Here is a 16,215-nt window from a genome sequence, read left to right as displayed (position 1 = left end):
CGGGATCAGTAAACCACTACAGTATAGAGATGGGCCGAGAGCCTCATACAACCTCTTAGCTACGTCATTATCACGCCTGTCTACCCAATCCTCGTAAATATCGCCCTGAGGTCAAGGGACTTTACTTCCAACCTTGTCATAAAATCAGTCATGCACGTACTTCTCAACAACTTCTCTACGTTTGATCATGGTATGGATGTTTGAGCTCGATACTCCAGTGATTGAAGCAAGAGCACGACTAGAACGATTATCACTAGGGAATACATAACGCCACGCGCTGTTGACTTTATCCTCAGTAGTGAAGAGGTACTTATCCTTTCGATAGAGTCCATTGGTTACATCCTGTGTGTCTCTATGAGTACCTTAATTGCAGCGCACAATAAAAAGGCACAGTGAGTAACAAGTCAGTTACTCACCCTGCCAAAACAGATTAAGAGTGTCTGTGTCTGAAGCCAACAAATCCAATTAGAGCAGGTAAAAGTAGCCACATTGAATTAGGTAGTGGAACTGTTTGTGGCATGAACAGCTGTCCTGATGGATCTTGTCCATCGTAATAGCTAACCCTGTATTCGATTTGTGAGAACGCATTAATTGCTTTACCAAAAATTCCTATCACAAATTCGTCTTCAGGCACCAAGTCGAAATTATATAAAAAATATCCATAACCGGTGTCATCAATTTCCTTCCTAATTGTATCGATGGAATCTCCAAGTATATTTAGTGAGAAGCTAGCATCATAGACATCAAATGTTTGCCACTCAATCAGTACGGTTTGATTGAAATTGATGTTCGACGCTATTCTGTTTGATGTGTACATATAATTCAAATCTTCACCAAGATCGTAATAGTAGGGGTTGATAGCCCCGCCTGTTAAAAATGTATCTGGCTTGTTTGTTCCATATGTGTCGTGGAACCCTTTGCTACCTGTTAGACCTGTAAAGTCATCTTCAGCGAAAGTATTGAATGAAAATAAAATCAGTATTGAAAAAACAGCTAGAGATTTCACTTGTTGTCCCTCCCTAAGAGCATAAAGTGTGAAAGAGATCACAAATTATGATCATGACAGATGAAAGTCAAAGCATTAGCAAAGTCATCATTTGAGTTATTGCCGTCTTACAAAAAGCTTAGTTGAGTGTTGATTAAGTTTCTTAATAATTTGCGATGTATGTGAATCTAATCTGACATTTTCAGGAGATTCGTGAATTACCACATTCATTACAGAGTTTTTTGAATGAGTCGGTTTTAAAAGTAGGCGACCTAATAATTCACAAGCCCTGTCATTATTATTGAAACCTGATTTCAATACCCTTCTTATGCCAGCTGAGACTAGATCAGCAACTTGGATAGGGTTTGAGTTTTTTGAATCAGGAAATCTTAAATTATTTCTAAAAAGTGTTTGTAGATTTATTGCATCATTGCTTTCTATGGATGTGTCATCCATATTTTGAACTGAACTCAGAATGTACTTTTCCATGTAACCATAATTACCATCAAAAAGTAATTTGGCACGATATTCTTTTTTTTGCTCTGCTTCTTTATCGATAATTATTGGTATGACAGTGTCTATAAGTCTTTCATACCTCGTGATTTGAATATCTTTTGGATCAATTATCCACTTAAAAGTCCTAAGAGAGTCAGGGGCCAACTCTCCAAAATAAGCCAGACCATTTACGATAATTGCGTTGATTAAGTCACGCATACAAATGAATTGGTAAAAAAGTTGTGGTGATAACTCTTCAATCATCTGCGCCCAGTTTAGGTAAGTTTTTGCGTCATGAGCATTGGACATGTTTTTAGACGCATTTATGAAAATGTATTTAAGTTTGTCTTGCAGATGCTTCCTGTGATCATCTTGACTTAGTGATGTATCTGTAACGATTGCGAAAACTTTACCATCCAAATGGCTCAATTCATTAAGAAAGTCAAAATAATTCTCTTCAGTTAAATCATTAAGTTTAACTTCTTGGCTTTTTGAAAAACCTTCATTTTTTTTCATCTTGCCTAAAATTGAGTACAAATCAGATTTCTGTCGCTCGGTAAAACAATATGCAGCTATAACCGACCATGAATTTGAATTAACACCGTATGAAAAATTACCTGATTCATCTATTGCAATATTCATTCGTGAAGTGACTCGCAAAACTTACTTTTATATCACGTTGCACTCTAACGAAGGAGTTAAATTAATTGAGAAATATTGTGGTTGGACTGTTGATAACTGCATTCATAAATGCTGGCCTATTATAGGCCTCATCGCTAGCCTAAATTTTCTATGCAGATGAGTGGACTTGTGTCGTTAGTCCTAATCTGAAAAGTTAGAATTTGGAGGGATAGTCAGATAATCGAATGTTTCAAAATTAGTGTAATTCAATCTTGTGCTGTTACATCAATTAGTGAAGTACAAATTTCAAGTGGTATGCCAAATGGTATGCCAGCTACAAACGCTAATTAACAAGCAAAAAAAAGCCCTAAATTATAATAACTTAGGGCTTATGTATGGCGGAGAGTCAGGGATTCGAACCCTGGGTGGTCGTTAAACCACGCCGGTTTTCAAGACCGGTACATTCAACCGCTCTGTCAACTCTCCAGAGAGGCGAAATAATACAGATAATGGCCCGGTAACACAACCGTAAAAATAAATTTATTTGTAGATAGATAATATCTATTGCCATTTAGAACTTATCGGGTAGGATAGGTGTCATTGCTATAAGCTTTTCATCAACTGGAAAAAACACGGAGAAACACTGATGAATTATAACGCTGAATCAACTGTTGTTCGTTCACAGCAGTCTGCGGTTCAAACCAATAAACTATTGCGTAATACCTATAGTTTATTAGCCATGACACTATTATTTAGTGCCATGACTGCTGGATTATCTATGGCACTCAACCTGCCTCACCCTGGCATTATTATTACCTTGGTTGGGTATTTTGGCTTACTTTTCTTAACATCTAAACTTCGTAACAGTGCCTGGGGCATTGTGTCTGTTTTTGCATTAACAGGTTTTATGGGATTGACCTTAGGTCCGATCGTCAATGCCTACTTAGGTTTGCCTAATGGCCCACAAATCGTCATGCAGGCCTTGGGTGGCACAGGTATTATCTTTGTGGCTTTATCAGCATATGCTGTAAAAAGTGAAAAAGACTTCAGCTTCATGGGTGGCTTCCTGTTTGTTGGTATCTTGGTTGCCTTCTTAGCTGGCCTAGCTGCATTTTTCTTTGAAATGCCAGGTCTGTCATTAGCTGTCTCAGCCATGTTTGTTCTATTAATGGCTGGTCTGATTCTTTTTGAAACAAGCCAAATCGTCAACGGTGGTGAAACTAACTACATCATGGCAACCATCACACTGTATGTCAGTATCTACAACTTGTTTGTTAGCCTGCTGCAATTAATTGGTGCCTTTTCTGGCGATGACTAATTGAACTATCTGGTTCATTTGCTTTCTAATAAACCCCGCACTGCGGGGTTTATTTTTATGGTGGAACGGTGAAAAAAATCTGGCTACTTGGGATCGTTGGTGTCGTATTATTATCGGCATCGTTATAATAGTCTATGCCATCTATGACAGTAACTGGTGGTGGCTACTAGGTGTCGCTTTGTTATTCAATGCTTTCACTGGTCGATGTTTTGCTTATCGGGTGTTCGGGGTGTCTACATGCCAAACATCTTGTCGGGTCGATACAGAAAGTAAAAAGAGTTAAATAAACACAATGGCTGAATTACCCACACAACTGATTGATCGTTTTGGTCGTAAAGTGACCTACGTTCGTATGTCTATTACGGACAGATGTGATTTTCGTTGTGTCTACTGCATGGATGAAGAAATGACCTTCATGCCTCGCCAGCAATTACTCACGTTAGAAGAAATTGTTTTTCTATTACGCGCATTTTGCGAACTCGGTGTAGAAAAAGTGCGTATCACAGGCGGTGAGCCACTAGTCAGACGAGATGTAGATTGGCTTTTCAATGAATTAGGCCAGCTTAAGTCCTCTACTTCACTGAAAGAGCTGACATTAACTACCAATGGCTCCAAGCTGGAAAAATATGCACAGACCCTAGCTGATTCAGGCTTAGATCGTATTAATATCAGTCTGGACTCTCTCAACGAGGAAAAATTTAAAGCACTGACAAGAACAGGTGATTTAGACACAGTTCTTGCCGGCATTGCAGCAGCAAAAAAAGCTAACTTTAAGCGTATTAAATTAAACGCTGTCATCATGAAAGGGCGCAATGAAGATGAAATCATTGATTTAGCCCAGTTTGCTATAGATAACGATCTGGATATTTCCTATATTGAAGAAATGCCATTAGGTCATGTCTCGCATGCACGTGAAGAGAGTTATTGCTCCAGCGATGAAGTCTTAACCACTTTAAACTCGGCATTTGACCTGCAGCCCAGTATCGAAACAACAGGCGGACCATCACGTTATTATCAAGTCGCTGGTACCACAAGCAAGGTTGGGTTTATCTCACCACACAGTCATAATTTTTGTGATAGCTGTAATCGCGTCAGAGTGACGACAGAAGGGCGGCTGTTACTGTGTTTAGGGCAGGAGCACTCTATGGATTTACGTGAGGTTATTCGGCAGCAGCCTGGTGATATGCAAGCCTTAAAACAAGCGATTGTTGATTCAATGGACATTAAACCTAAAGGCCATGACTTTGATATCAAAGCGCAGCCGATTATTTTCCGTCATATGAGCGTGACTGGCGGCTAATCCTTATCTTCAGCTTTTTCAAGTTGCTTGGCTGAGTTCCAGAAAGCATCCAGCTCTTCCAGTGAAAAATCGGCAAACTGCTTTTCCTGAGCTGTCACTGCTGTTTCAACATAATTAAAGCGACGATAGAACTTATCATTGCTACTGTTCAATGCTTCTTCAGGATCAATCTCCAAATGCCTTGCCAGATTGCAACAGGCGAATAAGATATCACCGAGTTCGGCCTGCAAGTGAGATTTTTCAGATTGTTGTTTTATTTCCTGGCCGAGCTCTTCCAGTTCTTCATGAATTTTATCCAACACACCAACAGAATCAGGCCAGTCAAAACCGACTTGAGAAGCACGTCTCTGCATAGCAATGGCTAGTTTAAAGGCGTCGGTCTCAGTCTGCTTAATCGGCGTGAGAAGGAAATCTTTGTCTGACATAACTCAGGTGTCACGGGTAAATTTGATGATATTTCGTCGATCCCGCTTACTAGGACGACCTTTCTGTTGCCTAAAGCCCAGTGGCTCATTCTTTATCTGCTCACGCAAGAGTTCGCGTTTTTCACGGCTTTGCTCAGTTTCCTGGTAAAGCTGTTCAGCTTCAGAAGCAGGGCGGCGTTGAAGATTTAAACCCTGAATAATGACTTCAAACTCATAGGGTGGCTTTGAAATGGTTAGCATGTCATCAATACGGACTGTGCGGCTGGGTTTAACACGTTGTCCATTAACATGTACTTTACCGCCTGAAATGGCTTCAACAGCGAGACCACGCGTTTTATAAAAACGCGCGGCCCATAACCATTTATCTAATCGTTGAGATTCAGAACGAGCGTCCTGTTGTGCCATTAAGCCTTACCTTGCAGTTGCAACAAGATAGACTCATTTTCCAACGTGGATGTGTCTTGGGTAATTTCTTCACCTTTGGCAATGGTTCTTAGTAAACGACGCATGATTTTACCGGAGCGAGTCTTAGGTAAATTATCTGAGTAACGGATATCATCAGGTTTAGCGATAGGTCCAATTTGTTCACCCACCCAGTTACGCAGTTCTTTCGTTAGCTCTTCATCTTCGCCGCCTTCAGGGCGATCGCCTTTTAGTACAACATAGGCAAATACCGCTTCACCTTTCACATCATGTGGCCGACCAACGACAGCGGCTTCTGCTACGAGTGGATGAGCCACCAAAGCGGACTCAATTTCCATGGTACCCAGGCGATGACCAGACACATTCAACACGTCATCAATACGGCCCATAATCCAGAAAAAGCCATTATCATCACGTCTGGCGCTATCACCGGCTAAATAATATTTACCACCAAAATAAGGCCAATAAGTGTCTTTATATCGTTGATCATCACCCCAGATAGTTTGAATCATCGAAGGCCAAGGCTTACGAATGACCAGATAACCACCTTGATTGGCTGTGGTAATTTCTTCGCCCTCATCATTGACGATAGCGGCATCAATCCCTGGAAGTGGACGAGTACAAGAGCCAGGTTTAGCATGAGTAACGCCTGGTACGGGGGCAATCATATGAGCGCCCGTCTCAGTTTGCCACCAGGTATCAACAATTGGGCAACGTCCTTGACCAATGACATTGTGATACCACATCCAAGCTTCAGGATTAATCGGCTCGCCGACGGTGCCTAATAGTCGTAACTTAGATAAGTCATAACTGTTTGGGATTTCATCACCGACTTTCATTAATGCACGAATAGCCGTGGGAGCTGTATAGAAAATGGTGACGCCATGACGCTGACAGATATCCCAGAAACGGCCGGCATCAGGAACGGTTGGCACGCCTTCATAGATAACTTGTGTGGCACCTGTAGCAAGCGGGCCATAAGCCACATAAGTATGACCGGTAATCCAGCCGACATCAGCTGTACACCAGAAAACATCGGAGTCCTGAATATCAAAAACCCAACGCATGGTGGTGATGGCATTTAACAGATAACCACCACAACTATGCTGAATGCCTTTAGGCTTGCCAGTAGAACCTGAAGTATAAAGAAGGAATAACGGGTCTGCTGCGTCCATCCATTCCGGTTCACATTCTTCAGGCTGATCTGCTGTCACATCAGACCACCAGATATCTCTTCCAGCTTGCATAGGCACGTCATGTTTTGTTCTTTGATAAACAATGACTTTTTCGACGCTCATACAGCCAGCATCTAATGCTTGATCGGTTGTTTTTTTCAATTCAACGGTTTTACCGCCACGAAAGCCGCCATCGGCGGTGATGATCAATTTAGCCTGAGTGTCTTCGATACGGTCTTTTAAGGAGGACGCTGAAAACCCGCCGAATACCACCGAATGAATCGCGCCAATCCGTGCACAAGCCTGCATAGCAACGACAGCTTCAGTAATCATGGGCATGTAAATAATGACGCGATCACCTTTACCAATACCTTGTGCTTTCAATGCATTGGCAAAGATGCTGACACGACGATGAAGCTCTCGATAACTGATATGTTCTACATCGCCTTTTTCACCTTCAAAAATGACGGCTGTTTTATCCGCATTTTTTTCAAGCTGACGATCCAGACAGTTATAAGAGACGTTGAGCTTGCCATCCGGAAACCAACGGTAATGCGGGGCATTAGTATCGTCTAGAGTTTGGGTGAAAGGCTGTTTCCAATCGATTTCCTGGCGCGCTATCTCAGCCCAAAATGCTTCGTGATCTTGTTCCGCTTTTTTGTATAAGACATCAAGTTGGTCTGAGAGTAATGATGCCGTTTTGAGAAAGGCTTCACTAGGTGGAAATTGACGATCTTCGTGTAAGGTTGATTCGATATTATCTTGAGCCATATGCGACACCTTTATAATTATTCTTTAGCTAAATTAACACAATACAATGATTATCAATGTGTGTTAAGCAGACATAAAAAACTCTCCCTCAATTTGTATTGAGGGAGAGTTTTGGGAGTGAACAGGCTTCTAGAAGAAACCGAGTGGGCTAGTGCTATAGCTAACCAACAAGTTTTTAGTTTGTTGATAATGTTCCAGCACCATTTTGTGGGTTTCACGTCCAACACCGGATTTTTTATAGCCACCGAATGCGGCATGAGCAGGATACATATGGTAGCAGTTTGTCCACACACGACCGGCCTGAATGCCGCGGCCCATACGATAAGCCAGGTTCATATCACGCGTCCACAAGCCGGCACCCAGACCAAACTCGGTGTCATTGGCAATTTCTAAAGCTTCTGCTTCATCTTTGAATGTGGTTACAGAGACAACGGGTCCAAAGATTTCTTCCTGGAAGATACGCATTTTGTTATGGCCTTTCATCAACGTTGGCTGGATGTAGTAACCATTGTCGAATTCAGCACCGAGTTGCTCAACCTGACCGCCCATAAGCACTTCTGCACCTTCCTGACGACCGATATCAACATAGCTGAGGATCTTTTCAAATTGCATTTGTGACGCTTGCGCACCCACCTGTACTTCAGTATCCAGAGGGTTACCACGTTTGATGTTCTTAGCGCGTTCAATAACAATTTTAATGAAGTCATCATAGATGCTTTCTTGAATAACCGCTCGAGATGGACATGTGCAGACTTCACCCTGGTTGAAGAAGGCCAGAACCAAACCTTCAGCACACTTATTAATATAGTCTTCTTCTTGTTGCATGATATCTTCGAAGAAAACGTTAGGCGATTTACCACCTAATTCAGTAGTCGATGGAATAATATTTTCCGCTGCACGTTTCATGATGTGCGAGCCAACAGGTGTTGAACCAGTGAAGGCAATTTTGGCAATACGTGTACTTGAGGCTAATGCTTCACCAGCAACGCGACCCATGCCATTAACAATGTTTAAAACACCAGCAGGTAACAAGTCACCAATGACTTCCATCAGTTTGAGAATGGAAACAGGTGTTGATTCTGCCGGTTTCATCACAATGCAGTTACCAGCAGCCAATGCTGGTGCCAGTTTCCATGCTGCCATCAGAAGCGGGAAGTTCCATGGAATAATTTGACCTACGACACCGAGAGGCTCATGGAAGTGGTATGCGACAGTCGTTTCATCGATTTCACCCATGGTGCCTTCCTGTGCACGGATGCAGCCAGCGAAATATCGGAAGTGGTCTGCAGCGAGTGGGATATCGGCATTTAATGTTTCACGAACGGCTTTACCGTTATCCCAGGTTTCAGCCACGGCAAGCATTTCAAGATTTTCTTCAATGCGGTCGGCAATTTTTAACAGAATATTAGAACGTTGTTGAACAGACGTTTTACCCCAAGCATCTTTCGCCGCATGGGCGGCATCTAATGCCAAGTCAATATCTTCTGCAGTTGATTCTGGAATTTCACAAATCACTTCACCTGTTACAGGCGTGGTATTCGTGAAATATTGACCTTTCACTGGCGCAACCCATTTGCCACCAATGAAGTTTTCATAACGCGATTCAAAACTGACGACAGCGCCTTCAGTACCGGGTTTTGCATAGATCATAGTCTTTCTCTCTTTGCTTATGGTTATAGTCTGAACATAAAGATGCAGGATAATTCCATCACTGGCAAGTGCGCTTGACTGAAAATCTCAATCACTTGACTGAGAGTCCAGAAGCATTCCAAAATTATTTTCGAATTTGGTATAAGATATCTGGATGAAAATTGAGAAACTCTCGCTGGTAAAACGGCGTGAAAAACGACAATTCTTGACTGAAAATAAAGTTCAGTTTGCTGGCCCTGAGTCAGAACTGAGCATTTACGATACCTATCGTGCCGTAAGCCGAGTTGGGCTGGAAGCGCAGCAATTGCTCTACTGTGGCATGGTAAGTGGTCGAAAAGTCATGCATAGCCCGCATAAGAATGACGGTGAACTGTTTTTGCCGCATGAGTCTTACGTTGTTCCTCCAGGTGAACTTGTGGAAATTGATTTTCCGGATGCCAATGAAACCGATCCGACAACGTGTCTGACCATAGAGATATCTAAAGATAGAATTGAAAAACTGTCAGAGCGTATGCGAGATCTCATTGTGCTTGATGCTCCTAATCACGAGTGGGAATATCAGCCCAAAATCATTCATAAACATCACACGGGTGATACTCAGCATTTGCTGGAAAAAATGGTGGCTTTGTACACTCGCAATGATCCAGATAAAGAGATTATGTTGGATCTCAGTGTTACTGAGCTGGTGATTAGACTACTCAGGGAACAAGGGCGTGATGTTCTATTAAGTTATTGCCAGCAATCTCCCGATGCGACAGGTGTGACAGCAGCGATTCATTATTTGGAGCAGAATATTGCTCATCCTCTGGATGTGGATCAGTTATGTCGTAAGGCCTGTATGAGTCGAAGCAGACTGTATGTAGAGTTTAAAAAGCAATTGGGTTGTACGCCGGGTGAGTTTCAGCAGCAAATTCGTTTAAAAGCAGCAGCAGAAGCCATGCAGGCTGGTAAAAGTGTGACGGATGCTTGTTACAGTTTTGGTTTTAGTGATTTAAGTCACTTTAGTCGTCGCTTTACCGGTTTTTTTGGCTGTGCGCCAAGCGTTTATCGTCAGAAGTTCATCAATAAAAAGTAAAACGCCTATCTCAATTTATCATCGGCAAGTCATTATTCTGCTGTCATAATAGCTGTCTATCTTACTTTCAACCCGAGATTATTTTGCCTGCAATAGCCTCTCTTTACAGACTATTATTCATATTTATACTGATATTTTTTAGTTCAGTATCGCTCTCTGATCCTATTAAATTAACTGTAAAAATCAACGGTGTAGATGAAGCCTTGAGTAAGACCTTACTCAATGGCCTTTCAATTGAAAAACAAAAAGACAGTGATCGTTTAAATCAACGTTATCTGGAAAAACTGCATTCCTCAGCAATTGAAGAGTTGCGCACAATGCTTACGGTATTTGGTTATTACCAGCCAGACATCCACGCTGAATTACATCATGACAAAGACAACTGGCAAGCCATTTATACCATTGCTCTTGGTGAGCCAATTAAGCTATCTCTGGTTGATCTATCTTTTATAGGAGAGGCTGCTGAGGATCCAGAATTTATAAAACTCAAAAAGTCGTTTGCCTTAGAGCCAGGCCAGCAGCTTAATCACCAAAAATACGAAGCTGCAAAAAAATCGATATTAACGCTGGGTATCAGTCGAGGTTATTTTGATGGCAAATTGACTCAATCAGAGGTTGAGGTCGATGTGCCAAAAAACATCGCCAACGTGTATCTTCATTATGATTCAGGTGTTCGATACCGCTTTGGTCAAACATTGTTTCCAGACACGGTAGTTGGTGAGCCATTACTGGAAAAGTTAGTCCCATATACCGAAGGTGAACCCTATCTGAATACAAAAGCATTAACGCTAAGAAAGAATCTTAGTGACAGTGGTTATTTTGATTCTGTTTCAGTAAAAACCAATCGTGCTGAGCGTGATGATGGTTTAGTGCCTATGGATATCAGCCTGGAAGAAAAACCTCGACAACTTTATACCGCGGGGTTGGGATACGGTACTGACACCGGTGCAAGATTAAGTCTTGGCTGGGAAAACCGTTACGTGAACAAGCGAGGACACCGGCTCGAAGCGAATGCCCGATTATCACAAGTCACCAACACAGTCAGTGCTGATTATGTCATGCCTTTCTGGAGTGAAACCATTAATACGGTGGGTGTGAATACTGAATTTAAACAGCAAGATACAGATACTAGTGAAAGTGAATCCTTCGCTGTTGGTGGCTATTACAAACGTGATAGGTGGGGTTGGGACGAGACAGGCTCTCTCAAAGTATTACAGGAAAATTTTGATATTTCTGATGAGAGTGAATCGACACTACTACTTATTCCAGGCATGTCTTGGAGTAGAATCTGGGCTGACAATACTATCTACACAAAACACGGGGCTCGTTTATCTTTGAGTCTGTCTGGCGCATCTGAAGCCGTATTATCAGATATTACATTCGGTCAGATCGTCGTCAGAGGTAAGTTCATTCAGTCGTTTGGTGAGAATAGCCGTTTTATTACACGAGGATCGGTCGGTGCGACTGAGGTCAGCGACTTTGACAGGCTGCCGAGTTCGCTGCGCTTTTTTACTGGTGGAGATAACAGTATTCGCGGTTTTGACTACCAATCTCTTGGGCCTGAAAACTCTGATGGTGACGTCGTGGGTGGACGTTATCTCGCGGTAGGTAGTGTGGAGCTCGAACATATGTTTCTTAAAGACTGGGGCGGGGCTGTCTTTTCTGATTTTGGTAACGCTTTTAATAGTTTTAGTGATCCAATTGAATACAGCGTTGGTATTGGTGTTCGCTGGCGTTCACCTGTCGGTTTAATTCGTGTTGATTTAGCAAAGGGACTCTCAGATAAGGATGAGCCCATTGCATTACACATCGTTATTGGCCCGGATTTATAAACATGCGTAAGCCTATTCTTATCAGTGTTATTGTTATTTTTGTGGCCATCATTCTTAGTATGGGCTGGCTTTTGACGACTCAGTCAGGTCTGAAAGCATCACTCAATATCGTTCAAACATTTGTGCCGGCGCTGAATGTAAAAGAAGCTAATGGCCAATTATTCGGCAAGTTGTCTTTATCTGATGTTCGTTATCAATCAGAGCAGGGAACCGCTGTTCAGATTAAGAGTGTGGTATTGCAATGGCAGCCATCAGCTTTATTAAAACGCCAGTTATTCATTCAACAAGTGGCTGTGGATGGTGTGATCTTGAGCACATCAGAACAAAGCCAGGAGACGGAACAGTCCAGTTCTGACTTCACACTGCCGGATATCCATTTACCTTTGAGCATTAAGCTGGAAACGCTTAGTGTTAAAAATGTCACTGTTGCTCAAACTGAAGCAAGCAATACGTTGTTGGAAGATGTCCAGCTTGAGCTTGAAACCATAGCAGATGATGTCATTATCAAAAAACTATACATCGAACGCGAAGATGGACAGCTAGAGTTGAAAGGGCGTATAGGCTTAACAGCAGAACATGCGGTCGATTTGGCGTATCAGGCACAAATCTCGGATGTCTTAGCTGAAACTGTCATCATCGATGGCAATATAGACGGCAATCAACAACAACTGGTACTCACTCAGCATGTTCAGCAGCCCGTTAAATCCGAGCAGAAACTGGTTGTTAATGACCTGACCTCTTCGTTGCACTGGATATTAACAGTCTCTGCCGATGTAGTTGATGTCAGTCAACTTGTGCCTGAGCAGCCATTAGAACTAAACAAGGTCAAGCTTCATGCTAAAGGCACGCTGTCTAGCATGACGAGCTCGCTGCAATTGACGGCGAAACAGCCGGAATTGCCAGCTATTGATCTAGCTATTCAAGCTAACACTGACGATATGGCTGACTGGGATATCGAGCTTACAGCGAGCCCTGATAACGAAAAAATCATTACCGTCGCAGGCAAGGTCAATACTAATACACCTGATATAGCCTTTGATCTTAAGGCGGTATGGCAACAACTTCAGTGGCCATTACAAGGCGACGATGTGTTGATAAAAAGTGAGCAAGGCGAAGTCATGCTAACCGGTTCATTAAAGTATTACGAAGCTACGCTGGATACGGTAACAAGTTACCAGAATGAGCCCGTGGCGATCACGGCAAAGCTGGAAGGCAATGATTCATCGCTTGAAATCGAACAACTCGAGATGCAAGGTCTGGGGGGAAATATCGATACGGCAGGTCATATTGACTGGTCATCAACCCCAATCACTTATGATCTTGAGGCCCATTGGCGTGATATCACCATACCTGACTCGCTTAGTGAATTAGCTATTGATATAAGGGAAGGTCGATTAAGTTTAGCAGGCAATACCAGCAGCATGACATTACGCTCAGAAACTGATTTATCGGTAAATGAGGTCGCCATGAAGGTAAAAGCCTCAGGTGATGGACAAACCGATATAGGGTTTGAGCAAAGTCAATTATATGTTGAGTTGGGGCAGGGTAAAGTTGAATATCAAGGCCGGTTAGCCTGGGTGGGTGAATCCTTAGTGAATGGTGAGCTGACATTAACACAGCTCAACCCTGGGATTATTGTGCCAGAATGGCCAGGTAACTTATCCGGTCAGGTACCGTTAAAAGTCAGCCAGAAAAATAAGCAACTAGCCGTCGAATTAGAGTCGCTGAGATTATCTGGCACACTGAGACAGAAACCGCTGGCGATTGAAGCCAAACTACGCACCCAAGCTGAAGATGTCTGGATTGATACCCTCAAAGCAAACTCAGGTGATTCACAGATGAGTTTAAATGGACAGCTTCAAAATGACATCCTGGATATTGACTGGACATTAAGCTCACCTGACCTACAAGATCTGTATCCTGGCTTGCAAGGACAACTGAGCGGTGAAGGCGAGTTAACAGGTAGTGTCGAACAACCACGTATTTTGGCGGAGATTAATGGCCAAGCCCTTGCCTTTGAAACAACAAAAGTAGAGACACTCTCAGGCAATATTGATGTCAGTCTGCAAACTAATGCCAATATCAATAGCCACATTCTTGTTACTGGACTGATGCTATCCGATCAACTCATTAACCGTATTGAGCTTGCTGTGCAAGGAAAACAACAGTCTCACCAAATACAGCTTAATGTTGACTCAAACATGATCAATCTCGATTTAGCAGCAGACGGACAGCTGAACAAGGAAATATGGACAGGACAGTTCAGTCAATTCAGTTTTGGTAATGAACAGGCGGGTGTTTGGCAACTGAGAGAAAAAGGTGAGCTCCAACTCAGTGCGCAACAGCAAGATATTCCTCGTCACTGCTGGCAGTCTGAAAAAGGAAATCTCTGTTTGGCTGCAATACATTCTCAAGAACAGTGGCAAGTATCAGGCGAGTTTGCGGATTTACCTTTGACGTTGTTTGAGCCACTAGCCGTGGAACTTGAGCAGCTGCAAGGACAGTTAAAAGGCCGCTTTAGCCTGGCTGCAGATAAGCACAATAAGATGACGGGGGCAGGCAAAATTTCTTTAGAAAATGGTTCTGTTCAGCTTAATCAGTCAGACCTTCAACAAAAGCAAGCCGTTACGCTGAAAAATACCTTTATTGAGTATCAGTTAGATGAAACTCAGACCACAGCACAGCTGCACATTGAACCTCAAATAGAGGGTGTATCAGCCATGAATGCAGACATAGCAACAGCCAGTGCAGAGGCTTTAATGGCCGACCCAAACCAGGCAGCACTAAAAGGTAAGATCACTACCCATATCGCGGATATGTCAGCATTACAATTTTCACATCCGGCCATTGAAGGCTTGCAAGGCGAGCTGGATGTCAATATCGGTATTAGCGGAACCATAGAGCAACCAGAGATTGATGGTAAAGCGAAGTTGGCTGATGGACAGGTTAGCGTGGTGGATGCCGGAATTATTGTGAAAAATATCCAAGCGGATATTAACGGTAACCTTGACAAGGTTCAGATGACCTTAACGGCTGAATCCGGTGAAGGGCAGCTTAATGTCACAGGTGAATATGTGCTACAGAACTCGGGCTGGGCGCTGACTGCAAATGTATCAGGGTCACAGCTTGAAGTGATGAACACACCTGAAGCACTGGTTATTGCTGAGCCCGATATGACGATTACAGTGACTCCGGAAGCCACCAAAGTCACAGGGAAAGTATCGATTCCACGCGCCCAGATTGAACCGACTCGGTTTAACTCATCAGTGAGCCCCAGTACGGATGTGAAGGTCATTTCAGATACCCAAACGGAACAGGTGAGTTCCTCACAAACTCAGTTGGATATCACGGTCAGTCTTGGTGACAAAGTTCAGATCAAAGCTATGGGATTTCAGGGACGTTTGACGGGTAATTTGCAGGTGTCAGGTAACCCTAATGATGTATTGCTAGGTAATGGCCAGATAACGCTTAAAGACGGAAGCTATATTGCCTATGGACAGTTGTTGAAAGTCGACAATGGCAAAATTCGTTTTTCTGGTCCTATTGATAATCCTGAGCTGGATATTAAAGCAGTACGAGAAACAAAAGAGGTGACTGCAGGCCTGTATATTGAAGGTAATGTGAGTGCACCTCAGGCAACGTTATTTTCTGATCCTGATATGAGTCAGGATGATATTTTATCTTATTTGATTTTAGGCAAACCGATTGAGCAAGCCAGCGCCACCGATGCGGCGCTATTGGCCTCAGCGGCGACAGGTATTGGCCTACAAAATGGGGCGATGATTGGTGACGATATTGCTAACACGTTTGGTCTGGATGAGTTTGCTATTACCGGTGATAGTAAAGAAAATGCAGCGTTGACGATTGGTAAATACTTATCACCAAAACTCTATCTAAGCTACGGGATTGGCGTGTTTGATTCAGTCAGTAGTGTGGAGCTTCGATATCAGCTAAGTAAAATCTGGGCGTTAAAAGCAGAATCGGGCACTGAAAGTGGTGTAGATTTACTTTATACCTATGAGCCATCTAATGATTAGAGGTTGAAAGAGACGATACAAAAAAGCCCCGATATCGGGGCTTTTTTATGCGTATGAGGTCTTAAAGCATCAATCCTGATGCTTTGAAACAACGCCTTATAACAGACG

Annotated in this window: 12 protein-coding genes and 1 tRNA gene; 6 read left to right on the top strand and 7 right to left on the bottom strand. The window is 42.8% G+C overall.

From position 1 onward, the window contains the following. Positions 1 to 430: 430 nt before the first annotated feature. From B3V56_RS01405 to B3V56_RS01395, 3 genes are all read right to left on the bottom strand, one after another. The gene (locus tag B3V56_RS01405; protein WP_289283899.1) at positions 431 to 1,006 is read right to left on the bottom strand and encodes a VPLPA-CTERM sorting domain-containing protein; all 576 of its coding nucleotides are present in this window, start codon (positions 1,004 to 1,006) and stop codon (positions 431 to 433) included. A 96-nt stretch (positions 1,007 to 1,102) separates the two neighbouring features. Next, positions 1,103 to 2,122: a DUF3800 domain-containing protein gene (locus B3V56_RS01400; RefSeq protein WP_289283898.1), complete on the bottom strand. Its 1,020-nt coding sequence runs from the start codon at positions 2,120 to 2,122 to the stop codon at positions 1,103 to 1,105. A gap of 375 nt (positions 2,123 to 2,497) precedes the next feature. After that, a tRNA-Ser gene (locus tag B3V56_RS01395) sits at positions 2,498 to 2,587 on the bottom strand. A 160-nt stretch (positions 2,588 to 2,747) separates the two neighbouring features. Between B3V56_RS01395 and B3V56_RS01390 the strand changes: the two genes are divergently transcribed. The 3 genes from B3V56_RS01390 to moaA are packed head-to-tail and all read left to right on the top strand — an operon-like array spanning position 2,748 to position 4,719. Further along, the gene (locus tag B3V56_RS01390; protein WP_286304903.1) at positions 2,748 to 3,419 is read left to right on the top strand and encodes a Bax inhibitor-1/YccA family protein; all 672 of its coding nucleotides are present in this window, start codon (positions 2,748 to 2,750) and stop codon (positions 3,417 to 3,419) included. Between the two features lie 7 nt (positions 3,420 to 3,426). After that, entirely contained in the window at positions 3,427 to 3,702 is a 276-nt protein-coding gene (locus tag B3V56_RS14715) for a YgaP family membrane protein (protein ID WP_414673646.1), read from the top strand. Positions 3,703 to 3,711: 9 nt separating this feature from the next. Then, positions 3,712 to 4,719 (top strand): GTP 3',8-cyclase MoaA, encoded by a 1,008-nt coding sequence (gene moaA, locus B3V56_RS01385; protein ID WP_289244816.1) that lies wholly within the window; start codon positions 3,712 to 3,714, stop codon positions 4,717 to 4,719. Here the strand turns inward: moaA and B3V56_RS01380 are convergent. The 4 genes from B3V56_RS01380 to B3V56_RS01365 form a co-directional block, all read right to left on the bottom strand. Next, positions 4,716 to 5,144, bottom strand: a complete 429-nt coding sequence (locus tag B3V56_RS01380) for a MazG nucleotide pyrophosphohydrolase domain-containing protein (protein WP_289283508.1) — start codon at positions 5,142 to 5,144, stop codon at positions 4,716 to 4,718. The two genes, moaA and B3V56_RS01380, sit on opposite strands and share 4 nt — an antisense overlap. Positions 5,145 to 5,147: 3 nt before the next feature. Next, a complete protein-coding gene (locus tag B3V56_RS01375; protein ID WP_286304900.1) occupies positions 5,148 to 5,549 on the bottom strand; it encodes an RNA-binding S4 domain-containing protein in 402 nt (133 codons plus the stop codon). After that, the gene (acs, locus tag B3V56_RS01370; protein WP_289283897.1) at positions 5,549 to 7,513 is read right to left on the bottom strand and encodes an acetate--CoA ligase; all 1,965 of its coding nucleotides are present in this window, start codon (positions 7,511 to 7,513) and stop codon (positions 5,549 to 5,551) included. Before acs ends, B3V56_RS01375 begins: the two co-directional genes overlap by 1 nt. Before the next feature lie 129 nt (positions 7,514 to 7,642). Then, a complete protein-coding gene (locus B3V56_RS01365; RefSeq protein ID WP_289283505.1) occupies positions 7,643 to 9,163 on the bottom strand; it encodes an aldehyde dehydrogenase family protein in 1,521 nt (506 codons plus the stop codon). Positions 9,164 to 9,317: 154 nt separating this feature from the next. Between B3V56_RS01365 and B3V56_RS01360 the strand changes: the two genes are divergently transcribed. The 3 genes from B3V56_RS01360 to B3V56_RS01350 all read left to right on the top strand — a co-directional run bounded on the left by B3V56_RS01360 (position 9,318) and on the right by B3V56_RS01350 (position 16,107). Beyond that, positions 9,318 to 10,238, top strand: a complete 921-nt coding sequence (locus B3V56_RS01360) for a helix-turn-helix domain-containing protein (RefSeq protein ID WP_286304898.1) — start codon at positions 9,318 to 9,320, stop codon at positions 10,236 to 10,238. A gap of 83 nt (positions 10,239 to 10,321) precedes the next feature. After that, positions 10,322 to 12,070, top strand: a complete 1,749-nt coding sequence (locus B3V56_RS01355) for an autotransporter assembly complex protein TamA (RefSeq protein ID WP_289283896.1) — start codon at positions 10,322 to 10,324, stop codon at positions 12,068 to 12,070. Positions 12,071 to 12,072: 2 nt separating this feature from the next. Then, positions 12,073 to 16,107 (top strand): translocation/assembly module TamB domain-containing protein, encoded by a 4,035-nt coding sequence (locus tag B3V56_RS01350; RefSeq protein WP_289283501.1) that lies wholly within the window; start codon positions 12,073 to 12,075, stop codon positions 16,105 to 16,107. Positions 16,108 to 16,215: the final 108 nt, after the last annotated feature.

This window comes from Methylophaga sp. UBA2513 (assembly GCF_002341285.1).
Lineage (GTDB): Bacteria > Pseudomonadota > Gammaproteobacteria > Nitrosococcales > Methylophagaceae > Methylophaga > Methylophaga marina.
Note: the sequence above shows the minus strand (reverse complement) of the source record. Positions and strands in the feature narration are given on the sequence as shown.

What these genes read in the sequence shown, in the direction of transcription:
- B3V56_RS01360 (WP_286304898.1), top strand. Translation starts at nt 9,318, where the DNA reads ATGAAAATTGAGAAACTCTCGCTGGTAAAACGGCGTGAAAAACGACAA.
- B3V56_RS01400 (WP_289283898.1), bottom strand. Translation starts at nt 2,122, where the DNA reads ATGAATATTGCAATAGATGAATCAGGTAATTTTTCATACGGTGTTAAT.
- B3V56_RS01365 (WP_289283505.1), bottom strand. Translation starts at nt 9,163, where the DNA reads ATGATCTATGCAAAACCCGGTACTGAAGGCGCTGTCGTCAGTTTTGAA.
- B3V56_RS01390 (WP_286304903.1), top strand. Translation starts at nt 2,748, where the DNA reads ATGAATTATAACGCTGAATCAACTGTTGTTCGTTCACAGCAGTCTGCG.
- acs (WP_289283897.1), bottom strand. Translation starts at nt 7,513, where the DNA reads ATGGCTCAAGATAATATCGAATCAACCTTACACGAAGATCGTCAATTT.
- moaA (WP_289244816.1), top strand. Translation starts at nt 3,712, where the DNA reads ATGGCTGAATTACCCACACAACTGATTGATCGTTTTGGTCGTAAAGTG.
- B3V56_RS01380 (WP_289283508.1), bottom strand. Translation starts at nt 5,144, where the DNA reads ATGTCAGACAAAGATTTCCTTCTCACGCCGATTAAGCAGACTGAGACC.
- B3V56_RS01375 (WP_286304900.1), bottom strand. Translation starts at nt 5,549, where the DNA reads ATGGCACAACAGGACGCTCGTTCTGAATCTCAACGATTAGATAAATGG.
- B3V56_RS01350 (WP_289283501.1), top strand. Translation starts at nt 12,073, where the DNA reads ATGCGTAAGCCTATTCTTATCAGTGTTATTGTTATTTTTGTGGCCATC.